General features: G+C 47.8%; 16 protein-coding genes. 6 read left to right on the top strand and 10 right to left on the bottom strand.

Going from position 1 to position 23,540, the window contains the following annotated elements; all coding sequences use genetic code 11:
* Positions 1–2: 2 nt before the first annotated feature.
* The 6 genes from ACXX82_RS03720 (at position 3) to ACXX82_RS03695 (ending at position 7,914) form a co-directional block, all read left to right on the top strand.
* The gene (locus ACXX82_RS03720; protein WP_458562446.1) at positions 3–1,937 is read left to right on the top strand and encodes an XrtA/PEP-CTERM system amidotransferase; all 1,935 of its coding nucleotides are present in this window, start codon (positions 3–5) and stop codon (positions 1,935–1,937) included.
* Positions 1,938–2,057: 120 nt separating this feature from the next.
* Positions 2,058–3,236, top strand: coding sequence for a glycosyltransferase family 4 protein (locus tag ACXX82_RS03715; RefSeq protein ID WP_322240128.1), 1,179 nt, complete (start codon positions 2,058–2,060; stop codon positions 3,234–3,236).
* Positions 3,233–4,408 (top strand): glycosyltransferase family 4 protein, encoded by a 1,176-nt coding sequence (locus tag ACXX82_RS03710; RefSeq protein WP_322232283.1) that lies wholly within the window; start codon positions 3,233–3,235, stop codon positions 4,406–4,408. Before ACXX82_RS03715 ends, ACXX82_RS03710 begins: the two co-directional genes overlap by 4 nt.
* Positions 4,401–5,720, top strand: a complete 1,320-nt coding sequence (locus ACXX82_RS03705; RefSeq protein ID WP_322232282.1) for a putative O-glycosylation ligase, exosortase A system-associated — start codon at positions 4,401–4,403, stop codon at positions 5,718–5,720. The genes ACXX82_RS03710 and ACXX82_RS03705 overlap by 8 nt, the downstream gene beginning before the upstream one ends.
* Positions 5,721–5,747: 27 nt before the next feature.
* Positions 5,748–6,776 carry a polysaccharide deacetylase family protein gene (locus tag ACXX82_RS03700; RefSeq protein WP_322232281.1) on the top strand — a complete coding sequence of 343 codons (1,029 nt, stop codon included), beginning with the start codon at positions 5,748–5,750 and terminating at the stop codon, positions 6,774–6,776.
* A gap of 61 nt (positions 6,777–6,837) precedes the next feature.
* Positions 6,838–7,914, top strand: a complete 1,077-nt coding sequence (locus tag ACXX82_RS03695) for a GNAT family N-acetyltransferase (protein WP_322232280.1) — start codon at positions 6,838–6,840, stop codon at positions 7,912–7,914.
* Between the two features lie 5 nt (positions 7,915–7,919).
* Here ACXX82_RS03695 and ACXX82_RS03690 read toward each other — a convergent pair whose 3' ends face one another.
* From ACXX82_RS03690 to ACXX82_RS03645, 10 genes are all read right to left on the bottom strand, one after another.
* Positions 7,920–9,254, bottom strand: coding sequence for a polysaccharide pyruvyl transferase family protein (locus ACXX82_RS03690; RefSeq protein ID WP_458562445.1), 1,335 nt, complete (start codon positions 9,252–9,254; stop codon positions 7,920–7,922).
* A 91-nt stretch (positions 9,255–9,345) separates the two neighbouring features.
* Positions 9,346–11,460 carry a glycosyltransferase gene (locus ACXX82_RS03685; RefSeq protein WP_322232278.1) on the bottom strand — a complete coding sequence of 705 codons (2,115 nt, stop codon included), beginning with the start codon at positions 11,458–11,460 and terminating at the stop codon, positions 9,346–9,348.
* A 155-nt stretch (positions 11,461–11,615) separates the two neighbouring features.
* Complete coding sequence (locus tag ACXX82_RS03680; RefSeq protein WP_322232277.1) at positions 11,616–13,073, bottom strand: oligosaccharide flippase family protein; 1,458 nt, start codon at positions 13,071–13,073, stop codon at positions 11,616–11,618.
* Between the two features lie 568 nt (positions 13,074–13,641).
* Positions 13,642–14,730 (bottom strand): GNAT family N-acetyltransferase, encoded by a 1,089-nt coding sequence (locus tag ACXX82_RS03675; RefSeq protein WP_458562444.1) that lies wholly within the window; start codon positions 14,728–14,730, stop codon positions 13,642–13,644.
* Between the two features lie 34 nt (positions 14,731–14,764).
* The gene (locus ACXX82_RS03670) at positions 14,765–15,799 is read right to left on the bottom strand and encodes an SDR family oxidoreductase (RefSeq protein ID WP_458562443.1); all 1,035 of its coding nucleotides are present in this window, start codon (positions 15,797–15,799) and stop codon (positions 14,765–14,767) included.
* Between the two features lie 17 nt (positions 15,800–15,816).
* Positions 15,817–17,097 (bottom strand): nucleotide sugar dehydrogenase, encoded by a 1,281-nt coding sequence (locus tag ACXX82_RS03665; RefSeq protein WP_322232274.1) that lies wholly within the window; start codon positions 17,095–17,097, stop codon positions 15,817–15,819.
* Between the two features lie 294 nt (positions 17,098–17,391).
* A complete protein-coding gene (locus ACXX82_RS03660) occupies positions 17,392–18,840 on the bottom strand; it encodes a right-handed parallel beta-helix repeat-containing protein (protein WP_458562442.1) in 1,449 nt (482 codons plus the stop codon).
* Between the two features lie 5 nt (positions 18,841–18,845).
* A complete protein-coding gene (locus ACXX82_RS03655) occupies positions 18,846–19,613 on the bottom strand; it encodes a YdcF family protein (RefSeq protein ID WP_323507296.1) in 768 nt (255 codons plus the stop codon).
* Positions 19,614–20,026: 413 nt separating this feature from the next.
* Positions 20,027–20,707, bottom strand: coding sequence for a PEP-CTERM sorting domain-containing protein (locus ACXX82_RS03650; protein WP_458562441.1), 681 nt, complete (start codon positions 20,705–20,707; stop codon positions 20,027–20,029).
* Between the two features lie 256 nt (positions 20,708–20,963).
* Positions 20,964–22,706 carry a tannase/feruloyl esterase family alpha/beta hydrolase gene (locus tag ACXX82_RS03645; protein WP_458562440.1) on the bottom strand — a complete coding sequence of 581 codons (1,743 nt, stop codon included), beginning with the start codon at positions 22,704–22,706 and terminating at the stop codon, positions 20,964–20,966.
* Positions 22,707–23,540: the final 834 nt, after the last annotated feature.

The following is a 23,540-nucleotide window of genomic DNA, read 5'->3' as shown; positions in this document are numbered from 1 at the left end:
TCATGTGCGGAATAGTGGGAATTTTTGATACGTCAGGTAAACGAATTATTGACCGTGCATTGCTCGTGCGGATGAACGAGACACAACATCATCGCGGACCGGACGCGGGCGGCTATCACGTTGAAGCAGGGATCGGCCTTGGCCACCGTCGCTTGGCTATCGTCGATCCTTCCAGTGGTCAGCAACCTTTGTTTAATGAAGATGGCAGCGTGGTCGTGACGTTCAACGGCATGATCTATAACTTCAAAGAGCTGATGACGGAACTAACCTCGTTCGGTCATGTGTTCCGCACACGTTGCGATACCGAGGTTATTGTGCACGCCTGGGAGCAATGGGGTGCAGCCTGTGTTACACATTTCCGCGGCATGTTTGCTTTCGGGTTATGGGACAGAAACCGACAAACTTTATTTGTGGCCCGTGACCGGCTTGGTATCAAACCGTTGTTCTATGGATTGTTACCGGATGGTCAGTTTGTATTTGGATCGGAATTGAAATCCTTGCTTGCGGTTTCTTCGTTACCACGCGCTATTGATCCCTGCGCGGTAGAAGATTATTTTGCTTACGGTTATATACCAGAGCCACGTACGATTTTCAAGGCGGTACACAAGCTTCAGCCAGGCCACACGATCACGTTGTCACCTGGCGATGCAATACCGCACCAGCGTAAGTATTGGGACGTCCCGTTCAGATTGGCAGCACCGCAGCCTCAAGCCGAGATGGAAGCAGAATTAATTGAACGCCTGCGCGAAACCGTGAGTGTCCATTTGGTCACGGACGTGGCGCTTGGTGGATTTCTATCGGGTGGTGTTGATTCCAGTGCGATAGTCGCCATGATGGCGCAGTTGACTAACACGCCAGTTACTACTTGTTCGATTGGATTTAGCGATTTGGCCTATGACGAATCGCACTATGCGGCGCAAGTTGCTGCGCAGTTCCAAACGCAACACACTACCGAGACAGTCAATAAAGATGACTACGGACTTATCGACATACTCGCCAATCTTTACGACGAACCTTATGCCGATAGTTCCGCGATTCCTACCTACCGTGTTTGTCAATTAGCCAGACAGCGCGTCAAGGTAGCCCTGTCGGGCGATGGTGGTGATGAAAATTTTGCCGGATACCGACGTTATAAATATGCTATGGCCGAACAGCGTGTGCGTTCATTACTGCCAACGGGCCTGCGCAAACCAGTTTTTGGCTTTCTTGGAAAACACTATCCTAAGGCTGATTGGGCACCGCGCGTACTGCGCGCCAAGACCACCTTTGAGGCACTGGCGCAGGATGCGGTGGAAGGTTACTTCCATGGGGTCTCGATTATGCCGGATCAAGTTCGCAAGCAGCTCTTTAGCAAACCATTCCGTCAGGATCTTCAAGGTTATCAAGCCATCGAAGTCATGCGTGGTCATGCAGCGCAAGCACCGACCGAGGATCCGTTATCGTTGCTCCAGTATCTGGATTTGAAGACTTATTTGCCCGGGGATATTCTGACTAAAGTAGATCGTGCCAGCATGGCGCATGCGCTCGAAGTGCGCGTGCCGTTGCTTGATCATACCTTTGTGGAATGGGTATCCAGTCTGCCATCGTCGCTGAAATTAAATGGCAACGAGGGTAAATATATTTTTAAGAAATCGCTGGAGGCAACGCTTACCGATGATATTTTATATCGAAAAAAAATGGGTTTTTCTATCCCATTGGCAACTTGGTTTCGCGGCCCGCTTCGGGAGGTTATAAGCGAGACTTTACTCGGACCACTTCTAGCTGATACCGGAATTTTTGATATGCAATTTTTGAATAAGATGGTTGAGCAACACCTGGCCGGACGGCGTGACTACAGTACTCCGCTGTGGGCGTTGCTGATGTTTGCCTCCTTTCTGCGCAATGTGTTGAAAGAAAGTAGTAGTGATGTGGCGATTCTGTCTTCGGAACTTGCCTGATCTTTGCACTTATCTACAAAGAAACCATGCGAACTAACCATATTGTCGATCATGTGATTTTACAATCTCCGAGATGTCCGGCGGTCTATAAAGGTGTTAAGTAATTATGGGTATTAAGTGATAAAACTACTGACGTTTAGTACGCTGTTCCCGAATGCTGAACGGCCGCAACACGGTATATTTGTGCAAACTCGTCTGCGCCATCTGGTCGCCAGTGGTGAAGTAGTAGCGCGCGTTGTGGCCCCTGTGCCGTGGTTTCCATTTTCGCACCCACGCTTTGGAAACTACGCCCATTTTGCCAAAGTACCTCACCAGGAAACATTGTTTGGTATTGATGTCTCGCACCCGCGCTATTTGCTAGTACCAAAGATAGGTATGACAGTAGGTCCTTATCTTATGGCCCAAGCGATGAAGCCTGTACTGTCCCGTATCATCGATGATGGGTATGATTTTGATGTGATAGACGCGCATTACTTTTATCCTGATGGTGTTGCTGCGGCGATGCTTGGCCGTTATTTCAATAAGCCGGTTGTTATCACGGCGCGCGGTTCAGACATTACGCTGATTCCGCATCATCAAATACCCCGCAAAATGATCCAGTGGGCGGCAAATCAAGCTGCTGGTGTTATTACAGTATGCGAAGCGTTAAAAGCAGAAATAACGACGCTCGGTGTGAAAGCAGATCGTATCGTGGCTTTACGCAATGGGGTGGATCTCAATCTGTTTCAGCCGATAGATCGTGAAGCGACGCGCAAAGTACTTGGCCTGAATCAATTCACATTACTATCAGTGGGTAATTTGTTACCGGTCAAAGGACATGACTTGGTCATAGCGTCTTTGCCATTGCTAAAAGAGGCCCGATTGATGATCGCCGGCCGGGGTCCGGAACTACAGCGATTACAAGCGCTTGCTGCAGATCTTGGGGTTACCGAGCGGGTCACGTTTCTTGGTCCTTTGCCACAGGCTGAATTACGAACTTACTATGGCGCTGCTGATGCCCTGGTTTTAGCATCAAGCAGGGAAGGGTGGGCTAACGTATTGTTGGAATCGATGGCATGCGGCACACCCGTAGTTGCCAGCAATGTGTGGGGAACACCAGAAGTCGTCGCCTCCCCGGATGCTGGTGTGTTAATGCGTGATCGTACCGCGGCCGGTGTTGCAACAGCAGTGCGAGCACTGCAAGCTGGCTATCCGAACCGTGCTGCTACGCGCCGTTATGCTGAGCAGTTTAGTTGGGATCAGACCACTGCAGGACAACTTAAACTGTTTCGCAACATACTCAGAAATGGCGAAATATGAAGATCCTCTATCACCATCGAACTCGCTCAATGGATGGCCAAAATGTGCACATCGAAGAAATGATCGGTGCGTTACGTGCGCTAGGGCACGAGGTGATTATCGTCGCACCGCTCAGCGCGAAAATGGATGCATTCGGTGCTGATAGCGGACTAATGAGCTGGTTCAAGCGTCACCTACCGAAGTTTGTCTACGAACTGATGGAACTGGCGTATTCACTGGTAGCGTATCGCCAATTGGCGCAGGCTATACGGCTGCATAAACCTGATTGTTTATATGAGCGCTACAACCTGCTACTCCTGTCTGGAATCTGGATCAAGCGCAAATATCGATTACCCATGCTGCTCGAAATTAATGCGCCGATTTTTGAAGAGCGCGCACATTATGATGGACTTTCACTAAAATGGCTGGCACGCTGGTCGCAAACCTATGTATGGCGCGGGGCAGATTATGTATTGCCAGTCACTGGCGTACTGGCCGATATCGTTGCATCATATGGCGTGGACCGCAGTCGCATACTCGTGATACCGAACGGCATCAACGTCGACCGATTCGACCAGACGATGGATCCGCAAGTGGCTAAAACAGCGCTCGGATTACAGGACAAAATGGTGCTGGGTTTCACCGGATTCGTACGGGACTGGCATGGGCTGGATAAAGTAATTGCCATGCTCGCTCTTGGTGGGGAAGGAGCAGAAGACACCTTAACATCTAACAGGCATTTGTTAGTCGTCGGCGACGGCCCGGCCCGCGCCCAGCTCGAGCATCAGGCGGCCATGCTGAACATCAGCGACCGCATCACCTTTACCGGCGTTGTCAATCGTGACCAGGTTGCGCGCTATGTTGCCGCCTTTGATATCGCATTACAACCTGCGGTAGTGGCTTATGCGTCGCCCTTGAAACTGTTCGAATATCTGGCATTGGGCAAGGCTATTGTTGGACCGGATCAACCAAATATAACGGAGATACTTACTGACGGCTATAACGCTGTTTTGTTTGACCCGGACCATACGGATGGACTTCCTGTCGCTATCGAACGTCTATGCGCCGACATCGGACTACGTCACGAAGTTGGAGGAAATGCGCGTAGAACGATTGCAGACCAAGGCTTGACATGGAATGCCAACGCGGTACGCGTAGCAAAGTTATTTAAAAGTATGCTGGTTTATGCGTGACTACCTCCTATTCGGTGTTGTGTTCATATTGCTGTGGCGGACGTTTCAAAGCCCGATGATTGGCGTTTTGACCTTCACCTGGTTGAGCCTGATGAACCCGCACCGGCTAACATATGGCGCAGCCTATGACTTCCCGTTTGCGGCAATTGTCGTAGTGGTTACGTTGATCGCTCTCGTGTTTTCAAAGGACAAGTGGCGATTATCAATGACACCGGTGACGGTCACATTAATTCTATTCATGGTCTGGATGACGGCGACAAGTTTTGTTGCTTTGGAACCTGATCTGGTATGGACTGAATGGAACCGTGTTATGAAGACCCTGTTCATGACCTTGATTACGATCATCGTGATCAAATCCAAAAAGGACATCATTGCATTGGCTTGGGTAGTGGGACTCTCCGTAGCCTTTTACGGCCTGAAAGGTGGAATTTTTACGCTAGTCTCCGGAGGTAATTATCACGTCTATGGACCAGACGGCAGCTATATTGCCGATAACAACGCCTTAGCCTTGGCGTTCATTGCTATTCTCCCGATTGTGCGGTTTCTGCAACTTCAAGCTACCAAGGGATGGATGCGGTTGGGCATGGGCGGCGTAGCCATATTGACCGCTATTTCGGCAGCAGGGTCCTACTCTCGAGGGGCGCTGGTTGCGGCGGCGGCAATGTTTTTTTTCTTGTGGATCAAGAGTAAGCAGAAATTTAAAACTGGTATTGCCCTTGTTTTGGTCGCGACCATCGTATTTATGGTGATGCCCGGGGAGTGGTTTGCAAGAATGCAGACCATCGATGACTACAAAACGGATGACTCTTCTTTAGGCCGTATCAACGCCTGGTATTTTGCATTAAATGTTGCAAAACAAAATTTTATGGGTGGCGGTTTTAGCATATTTACACCCAAAATGTTTTTCATCTACGCGCCTGATCCGCGTAACCATCATGCTGCCCATAGTATTTATTTCCAGGTGCTTGGCGAACATGGATATATTGGACTCATATTTTTTATTTTGCTGTTGATCTTTTCCTGGCGCACGGGTACTCGCATCCTTGCATTTTGCAAAGGGAAAGAAGGGCTGAAATGGGCATCTGATCTTGCTGCAATGTGCCAGGTCAGCATGGTCGGATTTGCGGTTGGTGGTGGATTTCTGGCCTTGGCTTATTACGATTTGTATTATTTTGTGGTCGCTTTATTAGTCGGACTTGAAAAATTGCTGCTTTTACCAACAAGGCAAGAGGCCAAAAATAAAGGTTTGCCGATTGTGGCAACCGACATCGGACGAAATGGCGAGGTGTTGGCAGATGAAAAAAATGTGTGACCCTTTTGCCGTGTTGAAAACTTTATCATGAATCGATTTTCTGTGAAACGTCTAGTCAAGCTTGTGCTACGCAAGGCACTCTATGATCTGGGATTACTCGGATTGCTCCATCGTTTTCGCAACTCCCGGACACTGACTACCTTCATGTTTCATCGCGTGCTGCCGCGAGACTCGGACGCTTATCGTCATGCGGAGAAAGAATTTACCTTTTCTGTTGAAGGGTTTTCCGCATGTCTGGACTTTATTCAACGACACTATCAAATCATTAGTCTGCGCGATGTGGAGGAGGCAAAGCAGACTGGACGCTTTCTACCTGACCGAGCGGCTCTGATCACCTTTGATGATGGCTGGCTTGATACTATCAAATATGCCTATCCAGAACTTAAACGCAGAGGCCTCTCAGGCGTGGTTTTTATTGCATCAGAGGTCCTTGGGTCATCAAGCGAGCAATGGTGGCAAGATGCATTGGTACGGGTGTTCGCAGAACCACAGTCCGCGTTGGATTTGGCGCGTGAACTTGGTCTTGATTTACGCTTATCTGAACAAGCAGGATCCCAGCGAAATCATGCCATGGCTGCTACTCTTGCCCAGCGTCCACTTGCTAACAGGTTAGACATACTCTTCCGTTACTCCCAAGACCTTGGCCTTGGTCAACAAATGATGCGTCGCACTGATCTCATCGATCTTGATCGTGCCATATTGGCGTTAGCGGCACACGGACATACTCACGCACCGCTAACGGCAATTTTTGATCCCAAAGCCGACTTGCAGAGGGCACATGACATGATTCTCGAGCAGGGTGGAACTGCCAGCCTTTCTTTTCCCCATGGCACATACAATAAAGCGCTGGTCGACATAGCTGAGGATATTGGCTTTTCCACCCTTTTTTCGAGCGATCCCTGGCTTACCGACACGCGTCGCGCGCAGTTGTTGCCGCGCGTCCTTGGGCGCATTCACCTTCCCGAAAACGAATGGACCTGCAACGGTGGACATATTTCGTTTCCGCAACTTGCTACCTTTCTTTTCTTCCGTCCGATTGTTGGTAACGATTGTTAATCATATTAGTCGGTATATGTATATTGCCAGGCGACGTTGACGTCAAACATATAGGTCTTTTATGACTTCCGAAAAAATAGGAGAAAATGGTTTGAAAGGAATTTATTTTAGACGATTTCCAATACTGGATTTGCCTCAACATCTCTTTAATGCATGGCTTAAGATTACCCAAGAAAACAGCGCTTTTCATAGTCCGTTTTTCTCTCCCTATTTTGCACAGGCAGTTGCTGAAGCAGTAAGTGGGAAATGTTTTGTCACGGTAAAAATGCGACGTGATTCCGCTGTAGGATTTTTCCCATTTCAATTTACACATATTTTGTTAGGTAGGGCAGAAAGAATAGGGCTACATTTATCCGATCATAATGGGATCATCACATCAGAAGCATTAATACCTGGCGAGCTTGCGAGGATGTTGCAAGTTTCAGGAATTCATCAGTATTCATTCGATCATTTACATGCTTCCCAGTCTGCTTTGGGTCTGGATACTGCCTTCATTCGAGAGGGAACAACGATTTCTTTACCTGATGGATTTGATGCATATTGGGAAGAAAGAGAAAAAATCGTACCGAAATTTGCTAAAGATACGTTGCGATGTGTACAAAAAATTTCGAAAGAAAAAGGCGAGCTCAGTTTACAATTTCATTCAACGGATGTGAATGATCTAGACTATTTAATCGAAATGAAAAGGCTTCAATATCTCTCAACCGGCGTCCCAAACAGTCTGGAAAATGCGTGGACAAAAAGATGTTTGAGTCTTTTGCAGGCAACGCAGGGGACGGAATTTCGAGGTGTCTTGTCGAAAGTATATGCGGGCAATCATTTTATTAGTTCGCACTTTGGACTAATGTCGAATGGCGTTTTGCATTATTGGTTTCCTGTGTACGATCCGACTTATTCATCGTATTCGCCAGGGAGATTGCTGCTCTATTTATTGGCCAAGAACGCGGGTCCACTCGGCATTCGTTGTATCGATAATGGTATGGGGACGCAACGCCACAAATCTGATTTTGCGAATAAAACTTACCGACTTGGCGTGGGAAGCTTTAGACGCAATACGCCCCAATGCGTAATGTTGAGAGCGCAGGATTATTTCCAGTATCGTGCCCAAAGAAACACGCTTTTGCGTGAAGTACGTTGAACCATTCAAACTACAATCTCGTTTTGAGCATTCTCCGTCAAGCATAACTTGCGATATGAAATCGTCATATTTCTTACATCGCTCAAAAATAAATCCATTGAAAGTGCTAGTTCTTTCTTTTTGGCGGCAAGCTTGAGTTTAATGGCATCGCGATTGGTAATGATATCTGTCATTTTTTCAAAAAGAATTTCTTCACTTAGATCGTAAACACTTATGCAAAAATTCTCCATGCCAATTAATTTATTAAATCCAAAATTTTTAGAATCGTAGGCGATATTCAGAGTCGGCACTCCAGCATTAAAACTGAGAATATTAGAGTGCATCATTTGACATAAAACAACGTCTAAATTTCCATACGCGTCCACGAGGTCGCCACCATGCTCATCGATAACGTCAATTTTAATACCTGAAAATTTGAGTAATTTCACGATCAAAAATTCTTCATCAGAATGAATAAGGTAATAAAATTTCACGTTGAATTTGTTTTGAATAGACTGAAGGAGCGCTACATATATGTGTAGATTTTTTTTAAGAATCGCCTCCACGAAGGGGCCATGAAAAGCGAGATTAACACCTATCGAAATATGCTCAGACGTAGTCCGGGATGGAGAATCGTTAGCCTTCAAAAAAACTGCAGGATCACATAATAATCGTGGTTTTTTCAAGCCAAGTGAGCGTAGAAAATTGAAGGTTAATTCACATCTTACTGCAAGCAAATCCACCCGATCATCTAGCTTGGTGAAAGCATCTCTGAGCGTATTGTTAATATCGAAATCAAATTGTTCTGATGGGTTATTGAAATTCACCCCCGATCCGAAGACAACTAACGGGCATGTTATTTTTTGAAAATAATCAACGTCCGATAGGAACGAAGGGCTTAACTTCTTCTCTTTATTGAATACCCAATAACCGCCACCTGCTATTACAAAAAGAGAGGCACAACTATTGATTCTCTCGATCGCATCGTCGCTGAGTTGTCCCCATTCGCTTTCTACAAACTCAAGTTGAAAATCATGGAAACGTGCTTGCAACAATTCTTTGATTGCGAGCTTGATCGCGATATCTCCCCGATTGCAATAGATTCGGGATGCATAGTTATAACCTTTGAATAGAAATTTTTTGCTGACCGCCCATACAGTCCAGTCAAAGGCTTTACGAATCACACGTTTTATTTTTCTTTGGGCGGTAATCGGAAAATCCATGTTTTCCTTGCTAGTAGGTATTGCTACATGCAAATGGATTTGTAATTTTTTAATATTGCTAACCGCCACAGGTCCTCCTGGAATCGACACTCTATTATTGTGAAAACCGGTTACTTCGTACTGCTTGTTGGTAATCACAAATCTCACTTGGTAAAATTGTTTTTACTGCTAACGGATGTATTGCGATATTTCGACGGCTACTTTATTTAACCATCCTGAGCGGGATTATTTATTCGACCATCAGCGCATCCTGAGTCTCCTCAATGATTGGGAATGGCCTATTCAACGTCATCAAATACTGAATAAGTAATCGACGCGGCGTTCTGGCCCAAGGGTCAAATCTTGGTAGCTGGAATATGGGGGTGTGATTCGAAGCTGCACCTAAGGCCGTCGTCACCGCACCTTTAAATCTCGCCGCTTGCACTAAGCGCACATGGCTCGGCTTGATATCACGACCGGGAACGCCATTCGGATATGAGAAAAGATTGACCGGTTCTCGTAGGACGTCCTCCAGCATCTCCTTTGAGCGTACGATTTCGATGCGGGCGTCTGCATCGGTGCAACATGCAAGAATGGGATGGTTGACGGTGTGGGCGCCGATGGCAAATCCCTTTGATTGCAGTGCTTTCAAATCATGAGTAGTAAACAGCGGATAATTTGGCTTGAGGTTTAGCGCGGCCTCGCAGGAGGAAATGACGTTATCGCGTTGGATAGTTGGTAGGTATTTGATTGCCTTAAGGATATTATCGGCGTCCTGGATCATTTTATGATCCAAATATAAGCCGTGTGCCATTAAAGGTGCAATTAATGGGGTGCGATCTGTTTCGGTTAATCTCAAAATACTATAAAGCCGCTCGAACCAGAGCGCCCGACCCTCTAGTTGGCAAGTCGATATAAAGAAGGTCGCCGGAATGGCGCTTTTTTCTAAAACAGGGACCACGCCGGATAGCCAGTTTGGATAACCGTCATCGAAGGTGATTGCTGCAGCAAAGCGCGGGAGATCTTTGCGCTGGAGACGTTCGATGCCCTCGGCCAAGGGCAGTATGTTGAAATTTTCTAACAGAATAGCGATCAGGCTTTGAAAGTCACGCAGTGAAAATTCACCCTGGTATCCGGTATCGGATTCGCCTGGTACCTTGTGGAAGGTGAAAATCGTTAAGGCGTGATCAGGGCTTCCGGTTAGTCCACCGCATATTATGGTAGATACCATGCGTGCCCAAAGAGGCGTCCCCATCGCTATTGGCATCTCGCCGTTGCGGTTATCGGGCTTTTCAGTTTGAGCCTTGGCTTTGGCCGCTGATTTGGTGGAAATACTTTTGATTGGACTTGCTTCTATCCCCGAGAGACTGGACTGTTGTAGGGGCGCTGGACGCTGTTTGTCAGCGTTCCCGCTCTTTATGGATTTGAAGCCAGCAAGCGCGCAATACACGAGAGATTTGGTCCTGTGCGCACCACCGGTAAACGCTTTCAGGAACGATGTGCGAGCGATGTCCGGGTCGCCACGCCAATAATGGGAATAGCCGTGGCTAAAATGCGTCATGGCGACTCGCAGATTAAATTCCCGCTTGGATAGTTGCGAGCCGTCAGGATTGGACAGGCCCCAACGTGCGCGCGCCGTTTCCAAAAGGCTAGCCAAATGGTTGTCTGGGACAAGCCGACCCATGGCGCTTGCAGAATGTATGCGGTACAAGGCCACCGGTCCGGCAAGAGAATGCATCTCGGCAACTTGAGAAGCACGCAGCCAGAATTCATAATCTTCTCCGATGCGCATGGTCTCGTTAAAGCCACCAATCTGGCGGTAAATATCTTGGCGAATTACCGCTGTATTCATTCCCACAAGCAGGCCGCCTAATAGTCGGGTATACAGCCAGCCTGACCGTACCGGGTCGATGCCCCTCAACGTTGAACAATTTGAAGAAAGTGTTTCTGCTGGAGTAAATACGCCGCTTTGATCACACTGCCAGCGGATGAATTCGCCAAAGACAACACCGACTTCGGGGTGACGCTCGAAGTGGTTGATTTGTGCTGCCAACTTGCCAGGAAACCAAATATCGTCAGCATCGAGAAATGCAAAATACTTTCCTTTTGCAAGTTTCATCCCGGCATTCCGCGCACTCGACACCCCTTGACCATCCAGACGAATGACACGAATGCGGGGATCCTGATCGCATAGCGTTTCATAAGCGAAATCGTCCGAGCCATCGTCAATCACCAGAATTTCGACATCGCCCCAAACTTGGCAGGTCACGCTATCGATCGCTTCCTGAATATAGTCTTTGCCATTTCGAACAGGAATAATAACTGACACCGACGGCAGTTGAAAAGAAGGAATCAGCGGCTGCATTTTTAGTAGCTCCAAGAGAGGCAAGATCGATACCTGCACCTCACGTTTATATTAGTAGATCGGCCTCCACTGTCGGCCTGGGAATTGACTAGTGGGATTGTCAAAGAGTGGCTTTTATAGGCGAAGTGCTTTGAAGCTACGCAGTTCATTTGACTCTATCGAATTTGCACCGTTTTAATTTTGGTGAAAAAGGTGTGATATGCCGTTTTTATTTCACCCGACAAAGGATGCCTAAAAAAGAATACTGCCCCGATCCACGCAGGCGTAAGGAAAGCCAAAGTAATGACCAGACGAACGAATGGTGTTTGATAACCATTCAGCAATCGTACCGCTAATGTTGCGCACAGAACCATGATGATGGAGATCGCCAAACTGCCGCGAGTTGATTTGAGGATGACGGATGGGGAAAGGTTGATGTAGCGACGGGCCAGATAAAGGTAGCCGGGAATCGAAAAAAACTCAGCAACAACGATGATCCAGGAAAAAGAAATCAGATCATTCTTAAAAATCAGCAGAACCAAGATGATTTTGACAATCAGACTGCTTGCCATCGGAAAAGCGCTCCAGTAAGGACGCCCTATACCTGTTAGCGCCGGTTGCATGAAAGCGAATGTAGCCTGCACAGCACACGCGATGCAGAGCATTGGTACGATCGGTGCGCATTCCACCCAGGCCGGTCCGTACAAAAATGCAATGAGGTCTGGTGCCAGTGAGGCAGTTATCGCGAGCGCCGACCATATGAGGCCGGTTAGCAAGGTTATCGCACGGGCAACCTCGACCGCCAGGTCGCGGCCCTCATGATGGGTCTTGGCCAGATATGGCAGGGCCATGTAATTAATCGTCGGACCGGCAATAGTGTTGAAGATGTTGACGACTGAGTTTGATCGGCTAAATAGTCCAACATTTTTGGGGCCGCTCATTCTTCCCAGCACGATATCGGGAACGGCATTGTCTATGGCTCTGATCGTGGAGCTAAGCATCGCTCCCATGCCAAAATGCGCAACAGCACGCCAGCCACGAAAGGATGGTAGCCATGGCAATCCTTTCGGACGCAATACGGTGAAAACCAAACCGGTGACAATGATATTCGCCAGATTTGCCCAGGCCATAGTCATGTAGCTGAATCCGTGATAGGCCAGAATCAGAGAGGTCGACACGTATACAGGGGTGCTGATCAATGAGACAAGGGCTGATTTTTCAGCTTGGAACTCGCGTCCCAGAACAGCTTGCGGTATTGCCCCCAAGGGGATAAAGTAAAATCCGATGGCGAGAACCCGCATGACCTCGCCGACGCCAGGTTGTTTGAAAAATTCTGCGACATAGTTGCTGACAAAATATAGCAAAGTAGCAATCATCCATGATGAGGTCACTAAGACGCCGGTGGCAGAACGTATTATCTCGGGAGTCAGTACCTTTGCTCGCCGTATGTAGGATGTGACGCCAAAATCGCGAAAAACGTGCGAGAAGTTAACAACGACTGATGTCATTGAAAATATTCCGATTTCTGCCGGCGTGAGGACGCGTGCCAGGACGATGATTAGAAAAAAATTAATGACATTCGCCCCGTTTGACGCAAAAAACTGAATGGCGATTGTTTTACGAAGAGATTTCATTTTATGAGAAACGGAAGATCCGAGAGCCCGAAGCAAACCATCGTCATAAAAACGTACTTAACGAAATTCGTTAACCTCAATACCACCGAAGATAAGTCCGAGAACGTATTCGTTTGCTGGATCGACAGCACGACCGGAATCGCAAATAGACACTTCCCGTAGTAACGGAGATTGTCGAGTGGAGGAATACAGGGCATTTGAAGCGTCAGATAGTCATCCAGCCTTCGATGTTTGATGAGACTCGTCCTCAATGTTTGTCCTGAATCGAAAAAGTAATAGTTGAAAATAATTGAACTTGAGAAACACAGTTTTTCGAGGAGAGTAATGTGTGAATATTGTAGTCTGAGTTTATGTTAAATATGGATTTTTTATAATCGAGGGAATTAAATTCTGATGAATTAATGCAGATATCACTGCTAGCGCGATGTATGTTTATTTCAAATTGTGGTTTTCCATAATGGTCGCGCTTCAATAGCGACTTTGCACCCGCTTCTTCGTTGATCAGGCTGAACTGAAAACGCGTATTTGAAGTGGGGAAGAAAAAGGTCGCATGCCGTCATGTAGATATTCAGTGAATTATTCCGTTATAAAGTTGCTTGATGCGTCGCCGGCCAAAATGATCTGCGGCCGACATGGCACCTCGCAAAGTCCGTAGATTAAAAGCAATGATGCCCCACCGTTCTCGTCGATGCGACATCCAGTCTTTCTTATAGGCATCATCTCCGGTCAGATAGTCTACTTCCCGCACCTTATCAATGTCGATCACCTGTTGCATCAGCCTGCTTGTCAATATTGTGCCGATGGATAATTTGGTAAAACGTTCGTTATAGGCGAGTTTATAAATTGATGCGACGCGATGATGAACGATCCAGATTTGTGCTGCCGCTGGCTGATCGTCGACATAAGCGATCCCCAATCGTAACGTGCCTTGTTTGGCGCATGAACGTATCAGACCGGGAATAAATGTAGGAAAAACTTCATTCTCTTTCCAACTGGAGCGGTAAATTTCTTCATAATCAGTGATGCTCTTTTCGATGTCTTTGGCGTCGCAAACAATTTCGATACGCAAGCGCTTCGCATCCACCAGTTGTCTTGATCTGCGCGTTATGGTGTTGCGCAGTTTGGATGACAAGCCATTGAAATATGCCTGATAGTCACGTCCATTAACGTCCAGATACCAATTGCCAAAACAAAAATAGCGCTGTATTGGCATGCTTGCAGCCTGAAATCCGGCTAGAAGGCAGGCGAATGTCTTGCCATCAACATCGAGAGGATGCAGATCGATGGTATCCCACTGCGGCTTGTCGTTTGCCGCTGCGCGAAGGAGGGCGGTTAGCATTTCGGCAGTTTGCGTGTCAGATGGCATGCCCACGGGTCCAAATAGCGGGGTATAGTAATTGGCCAATGCGGTCAGTCGACGCGTGCCAAAAAACCTATTTCGATTCACCTTGTGACACATCGGAAGCAGCAGACGTTCTACGCCTGACTCGATGCAATAAAGTCGCAGGCGATGCCGATGACTTAACGCCGTCTCCGCAAGATGCTCAAACCAGGGCAACGTCGAGAAGAAGTCAATGCCGTCGACGCCACTCTGTACCTTGGCAAATAAATCTCGATAAGGCAAAGGCATATCTTCAAAGCGCGCATGCGTTGTCAAAGTGCACCTGTCTGTTGAGGCGATATCGGTCACGCTATATAGTCGGCGCAAGGTTACGGACGTACCACGCCATTGCCTGTTTGAGACCTTCACCTATGCGATGTGTTGGCTCAAAGCCGAGCAACGTTCTCGCCTTGGTGATGTCCGCCTGAGAGTTTCTGATGTCGCCTGCTCGAAAACCGACATACTGAGGCCGATGTTCGTGCAGATGCGGAAATTTCTCCAGTAGTAGTAAACGCATCATTTCGTGAAGTTGATTCAGACTGGTACGGTCATTTAGGGCGACGTTGTACACCTGATTGGCCGCGTCCTTATCTGCTGTCGCAGCAAGCAGATTTGCTTGAATCACATTCTCGATAAAGCAGAAGTCTCGACTGGTTTCGCCATCGCCGTTGATATACAGGGGCTGATTGTTAATAAGTGCAGCGATCCACTGTGGGATCACGGCTGCATAAGCGCCGTTCGGATCCTGTCTTGGACCAAAGATGTTGAAGTAGCGTAACCCGATTGTTTCGATGCCATAGCAGCGGGCAAAGACATTAGCGTACAACTCATTGACATATTTGGTGACAGCGTAAGGCGAAAGAGGATTGCCGATGACTGACTCTACCTTCGGTAAAGCAGCGTGATCACCATAGGTGGAGCTTGACGCAGCATAGACAAAGCGTTTCACCAATGCATCGCGAGAGGCAACCAATATATTGAGGAAGCCGGTGACGTTGTTGGCGTTAGTCAAAATGGGGTCTTCGATCGAGCGCGAGACAGAACCCAATGCGGCGTGATGGAGAACATAATCGACCTCCTTGCAAGCAATCGCACAGTCCTCTAATTTGCGTATGTCCCTTTCCATGAATGCAAAATTCTGCCATTTATCTGCGCCGACCGCCTCTCGTACCTGGTCCAGATTATGTTGATGACCGGTCGAAAAATTGTCTAGTCCAGTGACCTTCTGATTAAGTCGTAGCAATGCCTCCAGCAGATTGGAGCCGATAAACCCTGCGACGCCTGTAATTAACCAGTGGTATTGATGGGCTGCCAGATGTTGCTTAACTTCCTGAAATTTTTTCATTTTTTTAGTGGTAATTATTACAATCGCCAGACAGTAAAGCCAGCCTCTCGCAATCCGACGTGATCGAAGTGCGATTTCACATCAATAAAACAGCCTTTGTCATTCAGTTTGGATTGAATGTCGGTAAGCGACTTGGATAAAAGTTCCCTGTGTGACACAGCGGCTACAATCGCATCGGCAGGCGGTAGGTTTTCCCAGGTTTCCAATGTGATGCCGTATTCGTGTTGCGCATCTTCGGCTAACGCAGCAGGATCGTGAACATGCACTTCCACCCCGTACGACTGCAACTCCAAAATGATATCAACCACCTTGGAGTTACGAATGTCCGGGCAGTTTTCTTTAAACGTCAGTCCTAATACGTTGACCTTTGAGCCCTTGATATGGAAGCCGGCCGCAATCATCGATTTCACCGTTTTCTCTGCAACGAATTTTGCCATCCCATCATTGATCCGCCGACCCGCTAATATTACTTGAGGGTGATAACCAATCATCTCTGCCTTGTGTGTCAGATAATAGGGATCGACGCCGATGCAATGCCCACCGACAAGGCCTGGTCGGAAGGGTAAGAAATTCCATTTTGTTCCTGCCGCCTCCAGTACTTCCAGCGTGTCGATGCCGATTTTGTCAAATATGATGGCAAGTTCATTCATCAGTGCAATATTCAGATCGCGCTGGGTATTTTCGATCACCTTTGCCGCTTCGGCGACTTTGATACTAGAGGCGCGATGGACCCCTGCGGTGATGATTGATTCGTAAAGTTCTGCAACCTGTTCCAGCGTATCGAGATCATCCCCCGATACCACTTTTAAAATGGTGGTCAGCGTATGTTCTTTGTCGCCGGGGTTAATTCGTTCCGGTGAAAAACCGACGTGAAAGTCTTGCTTCCATTTCAGCCCCGAATACTTTTCCAGAATGGGAACACAGACCTCCTCTGTGGCACCGGGATAGACGGTGGATTCATAGACAACGATCACACCACGCTTCATGTGGCGCCCAACTGTTTGACTAGCGGCTTTGAGCGGCGTGAAGTCGGGATTATGCGCAATATCAACTGGTGTCGGTACTGAAATAATAATGAAATCTGCTTCCGACAATTGAGATGAATCGACTGTCACACTTAAGTGTCTCGCTGCGCGTAATTCCTCCGTCGAGACTTCACCGGTTGGATCAATGCAACGTGCATAACTTGTGATCTTGCGGCTGGAGAGATCAAATCCGATGGTCTTCCGTTTTTTACCGAATTCTACCGCCAATGGTAGTCCCACATATCCCAGACCAACCACTGCAACTACGCTCATAGCCAACTCCACATTAAAATTTATTTGAACTATCTGCTGTCATGCAGGAAATCATTTTTCCAGAGGGAAATGTTGCAGCATTATTGCGCTCGAAAATTGCCTGTGAAACACAGATAAACAGGTTTTTCAAAGTAATCGACCGTCTTATTGTTTGTTTAATTCGGGTGAGAGAAAATTTTCTTTCTGAGGATCAATTTAGCATGTTTCTATTTATTTTTATGCCATATTTTTTATTCTACAAAATTGGGCACGGTGGTGTAACTCAAGAAATAATGAAGCTTTGGTGAACCATATTTATTGCGTTAAACATGCTGAAAAATTTTCAAAAGCGCCGTAGCGCTGGCCACCCGTTTGGGGTGCATCGCACAGGTCATTGATCGTCTTATCAGAGACCAGGCGCGCCGGTAGTTCTTCCTTCCATAAAAAATTCATGGCCATGGGATTCAAAAATAAATCGCGCGCAGGATGTTTTCCAAGATACAAACTGGTCGCACTGGTTGTGAGATTTTCGGTGGCGCGCATTAACCCGCCATCTCGCGTCCGTATCAGACCATCGACCAGATTGCCTTGAATATCGGCGGTGCTCTCAGCAAAACGTACCGAAATGCCACCGGTATCGATCAGGGTGTTGTGAAGTATTTTGCTCGTTGCGGCACGGTTCAAATAGATACCATCGTCTGAACATGAAGCAATCAGATTTGATTGAATAATGCTGCCATCCTGCTCCGTAATACACCTCTCGTCACGGCAATATTGTGGTCCGGTACCGCCGCCACCGAGAGAGAGTCCGACACGTTGACCAGGCGAGCTGGGTAGCAGATATTCGCACACTATAATATTTTGCTCGATACGATTATCCGAGCCGCCGCCCTTAACGAAAGCGCCATAGCTAACCTGATTGCCGTCAGCCTTCATGAAATCGGTGATCAGGTTGTGTGAAATGCGCCAATGACTAGCGGCAACCAGATCGACCAGTGTCACGGGATTATCGGTCTGACGCACGCTTGTATTCGTTAGCGTATTACCGTCAATGAGTCCGTTGTCCGGAAAGTGGTGGTCCTCGCCGTTGATTTTAAAATGCGCGTTGAAATCCACAATCGTATTGTTACGCGCAATAAAATAGGTGGCATTCCCAACGATATGGAAGGCATGTTCACAGTCTGTCTGGGGTGTGCACACACCGCGAATATTCAGATTTTCAAATGTCCAATACGGTTCGGATACCTTAAAGCCTTCAACCATCTTAAAATCTAGAAAGACCGTATCCGGACGCACGGCGCGCACTGTGATTCGTGCCGTCGATGAACCGACCTGGTTAATTGCGATCGTATGGTCGAAGTGGTATCGCCCCGGCAGCAGGGTTATCACCTCTCCGGCATGCGCCTGCTTGAGAGCTTCGACAAATTCTGCTGGCGTGGAGACCAGCTTATCGGCGTTTGAATCTGACGAGGGTAGAGGTTGTAGTGCACGATGTTGCGCACCAATTCGCCACATGAGTGGAATTGGCGGCAAGGGATTGCCTCGATCCGCTGCGAGCAACGTTTGGGCCAACCAATTTCCCACATTTGTAATCAAGGGATTGTGACCGGATGCCCGATGTGTGATGTACGGAGACAATTCTCGGGGTGGGACGTTTAATTTTTCAAGGAAAAATATCACTACGATGGCCGTTGTCAGGGTCGCGTACACCAACGCCCAACAAAATCGTTTCGACCATTTCGAGTTCCAGCGCAGTGTCATCATTTAGTTCACATCGAGTTGAGATACCAGACCAGCCCAAGCCATTCGTAAGTTGCGTAGTACGAACGACGTAGGCCTTCGGCGCTGGGCAGTAAAGAGGGTAGAGACAGTCGGTCAAATTTACTTCGGCCGAAAAACATAGTGGGTGCGGCGACAACTACCAGACCAGCTTGCTCAAACATCATTTTCGCCCGCGGCATGTGCATTGCATCGGTCACTAGCAATATTCGCTGAACACTATCCTGGCGCAGAATTTTGGCCGAAAACAGCGCGTTTTCGGCAGTCGTATTGGATATTCCCTCGATCCATTTAACCGGAGTGCGAAAATCTTCGCGCAAGGCGATTGCCATAGCATCTGCTTTTCCTGAACTATAAGCGGTCACGTTGCCCCCCGATACCAGAATCGGCAAGTTGGTCTGATGCTGCAATCTGGCTGCATAGCGTAATCGGGCGAGTGCAATATAGTCGGGAATATCAGCGCGTCCGTATTCCTCTGCGTGCTCAAGCCGTCCAGCTGCGAGCACTACAATTGCTTGCGCTTTGGTTTGAGTCGATACGAGCGGGGTCGTCAACTTTTCCAGTGGAAGTACCAAAAAATTTGCACCGATTTCGGTACATAAAAAGAACAACGCTATGACCGCTCCTGCGGTAATCCAGCGCCCAAAGCGCGGTTGCCATCGTGCTATTAGAAGCCCAGTTGCCATCAGAAGAAATAAGCTGAACGGAGGCAACATTAACGCATGCGCCATACTAGGCAACCAATGGGAGGCGTTCATGAAAATCCGTGAAAAAGTGAAAATGAGGAAGAAGGTTTGAGAGGCTGTAGTTGTTCTCGATGAAGCTGATTACTTCTCTAACATAGCGGCGCAAATTGTATCTCTTAATCCGCTATCAGATGTTGCGTTTTTGCTTTTCTATGTCTGAAAGTTACCGGCCTCGCTGAAAGTTTCCAGCGTTCAATAGAATCAACATCTTGTGTGATGGACGTGACAATTCGTACATCCGCTTGTTTGTTCTGTACTGATTGCTCAACTACTTCGGGAGGATAAATACGCAGCAGCTTTCTGCATCAGAGGAAGAAGCGGGCGCAGCTTAAATTCGTTGAAAAACTGTCTTGACTATCGGGTCCGCTTATCATGAAAAAAGCCCGCTCGATGCGGGCTTTGATGATGTAGTAAGGTCTATTAAATTATTTTTTTGCTGATTTGCGGCGTGCTGCAGCGAAGCCCATCAGGCCAAGTCCCAGCAGGGCGATCGACGTTGGTTCTGGCACATTTGTAGCGCCGGCGGCAACGGTAAAGTTGTCTATGAATATGAAGTCATAGGATGTTGACGTGATTAAGGTTGCATATGAGATGTCGGCGTCAGCCAATCCCACATAGTCTCCAGCATTCGAGCCGTGGGTAATCGGAAGGACGAAAGATTCAATTGCCGCATTGAGTGAATTAAACGCAGTAAGGGTCCATACATCATCGGATGCACCCCAGTTAAATGCAAACGCACTTACGGGTGCGGCAAATGCAAATTTGATGCTGGATGTTGCACCAGCGTTGTTATCCAGATAACGGGTACCCCTTCCGTTATAGTTGCTGTGGTAGTCGTTATTAGTGCGAAGTGACCCGCCCACCCCTGAAAAGGTTACGCCACCCGTGGATAGGGACGAGAAAGTGGCATCCGATTGATCATCAAATGTAATCGTTGATGTAGCACCTGGAACAACAGGATTTCCAAATCCATCAACACCGCTGATCTGGCTTGCGTGGACGAAGGGCGTTACTAACAATATTGCAGCGACAAATCCAAAAAATTTTTTCATATTATTCCTAAAGAGATTTATTTTAAATATTTCCACTTTAGAAATAATAAGCATTTTTCATGCCTAATAAATTTTCTTTATAAATCAAGGGTTTAAGGAAAAATAAATTTTGTGGTCCTCAAAAGGTGTAAAGTTTATCGACACATTCCATGTATGTTGAAATGCTGTGATGCGCCGTCAGATAAGACATTGCGTGATGGCTCGGGCGGACATTGTCGAAAGGCTCAATCGAAAGCAAGCGACAAATGCGCCAAAATCCATTCGTATGCGGTCGCACTAAAATTGCGACCGCATCGCACCGTTATTTTTGCTATTGAGAAGCGCAGACAAAGCTTTGCGCGGTGTTAACATCGCCGGCGCCTTTATATTTTGGCCACTCGGGATATTCACACAAAGGCCTGGTGCGGCCTGGGACACCAGCTGTATCAGCGACGATCTGCATTGGAGGGACTGTGCCTTTTTCTACCCAGTTTTCAAGCGTTGTGAGCGAATCCCACGCCGCATTAAACACGCTACTTGCCGCATGACCGTAGCCAGGAATTTCGTAGAAGCGCATAAAGCTGTTGACCTTCACTGCACCCATCGTCTTGCGCACGCGGGAAAAGTATTGTTCGGTGGCCCTTGTGCTCACCAACGCATCATGTAATCCGTGCGCCATCAAAATTTTCCCGCCCTTGCTTTGGAACGCAGACAGATCAGTTTTATTCAGATCCTGAATTTCGGTCAGTTCCACAATGCGCGCCTGTAATGCTCCGGGGTTCTGGGGATCAAGCGTTAGTGAATTGAATTGAGGATCACGCGTCACAAAATATTTGACCCATTGATCCCAAAAAGTGCCGTTGTAAGGAGGACTGGAAGTCGCCGTGATCGGCGGCATCGGGTTCGCTGGTTGTTCGATGCCAAGGGAAAGGGTGAGCACCGTGGGCTGAAGCGCCTTAGTGCCTGCCGTGCCCGGAATCCCAAAATCCGTACCCCATGTATTAAAACCGGGATACGTTGTTTCTCCGCTGGCCAACGTGTAGTGCAGATCAAGTGGCGTATTGATCACATTGAAAGAGGTAATCTGCGCATCGGAAAGACAGGTATCGCCTGTATCGGCACCGCCTTCGCACCTTATCGGCGTGCCGTTTAGCGTCGCTCTCGATGGATTAAAAATGGCGTTGCAGGCTCGCTCGTTACTGATCAGACCGTCGCTGACGCCGTCGAGCATGTCGCATGCAGCGATAGCGGCGTCGTACAAAACTTTGCGCTTGGCGCGGTTAGGATAAGCGCCCGGTTGAGAGAGTTGCCGGGTGATCCGTCCGAATTGCAGATCCAGACTGGCAGCGTTCCATGCGGGATAAAGAACGATCGCGCCATCAAAGTCCGCTGGCCAGTTTTGCACTGCGATCAAGGCCTCACGTCCGCCGGTTGATCCACCCGCAAAATAAGTCTTTTGAATAGGGGTTGCATAGCGGGCTTTAATGATGGCGATCGCTGTGTCATGGGTTTTCTTTAATGCATCACTGGAAAAGTTTTTCAGCGCCTCATCGTTCATGCCAAAAGTCCCATCGCGGCTGCCATTCGCATTCGCCTGATGCCCCGAATCGCTGCCAAAGGTTGCGTAGCCGCGTCCAAGTGGTATTTGTTGGTCTACAGGGCCTGCCGGAACGTTGCCGGTTCCTTGCGCGATGGTACCGTTATATCCCCCGCCTCCACACATCATTGCTTTGCTGTTCCAGTTGGTCGGGAGGTTAATCTGAAACTGAATGTTGGGCGCGTGCGCGTCCAAAGGATGGATAGCGCCAAGCACTTTGCAATACTCTCCGACTGCGGCAGGACCGGCTCCAGATGCGGGAACGGTTACGCTGCTGGTAACCAGCGCGCCCGTGGTTGGCAAGCCGATTGACGTAGCGGGAATGTTCATGCCGTTTAACTGTGCGCAGGCCAAGGTAACCTTAGCGGGTGAGGAAGGGCGGTCAATATGACCTCCAGCGCATCCTGCGACGCCCAGACTTGTCATCGCAGCTAACGTTAATAGTCGTGCAAAAGATTGGCTACTTCGTAATTTCATGTGCTGTCTCTCAATCTCGAAGAATTTTTTATAGTCCACACGTTAAAGATACCATCGTCCCGACTCGCTCTCAGCCAAGTTTCTTTATCGTAAAACAGTTATGTTTAAATTGATAATGCTTTCGCGCTTTATCGGCATGTCGCCAAATGGCTCAACAAACACGCAGATTGTATTCACGTTGAGGTGCACTTGTGCACACCCGCACTCAATTGAGTTCTGGCAATGCAATGACCGAAGGATTTAAATGGTTTGGAAGCGGACTTGGCTCACGGAAGCGACCAACGCAACGGGATGGCCTGCACCTATCTGTGGCGAAATCCTTTTTGTTTCTCTTATTGTCTTATTTTTTTAGGAAAGGCTTGCAGTTTTTTGTGTGTCAGAACGCTCTAGGATATGACAAATCAAACTTTCGTTCTTGTCCTAGCGACAGATAAAGGGCGCGGTGATAATTTAGAGAAGCAAACGCAATTAAATGATTACCCTACCGTAGCTTTGAGCTGTTGTCGTTTGTGTCTAGCAGGATGTAGTTGCGGTTTTTTCCTTGCGAGAGACAAGCAGCCTGCATCAGCTTCATTTTTATATCTTCGTTCAGCTATTACCAAACAGTTTTTACCGACATGGCTTCACAAAATGCACCATTAATTTGCCGTAATAGGTGTAGAAAAGTCAGTGTTCACAGCCTCTAAGTTGTTTGTCGTTAACTGTCATTAAATTCATCAAAGGATGCTCATGTTTCGTATCACTCCTACCCGAACGCCTTCAACTTCTCTCGGGAGTTCCACGACACGTCACGGTACTGCTTCCGAATTTAGCGCTCGCGTCACAAGGTGTAAC

The organism is Glaciimonas sp. GNP009 (assembly GCF_054343755.1).
Note: the sequence above shows the minus strand (reverse complement) of the source record. Positions and strands in the feature narration are given on the sequence as shown.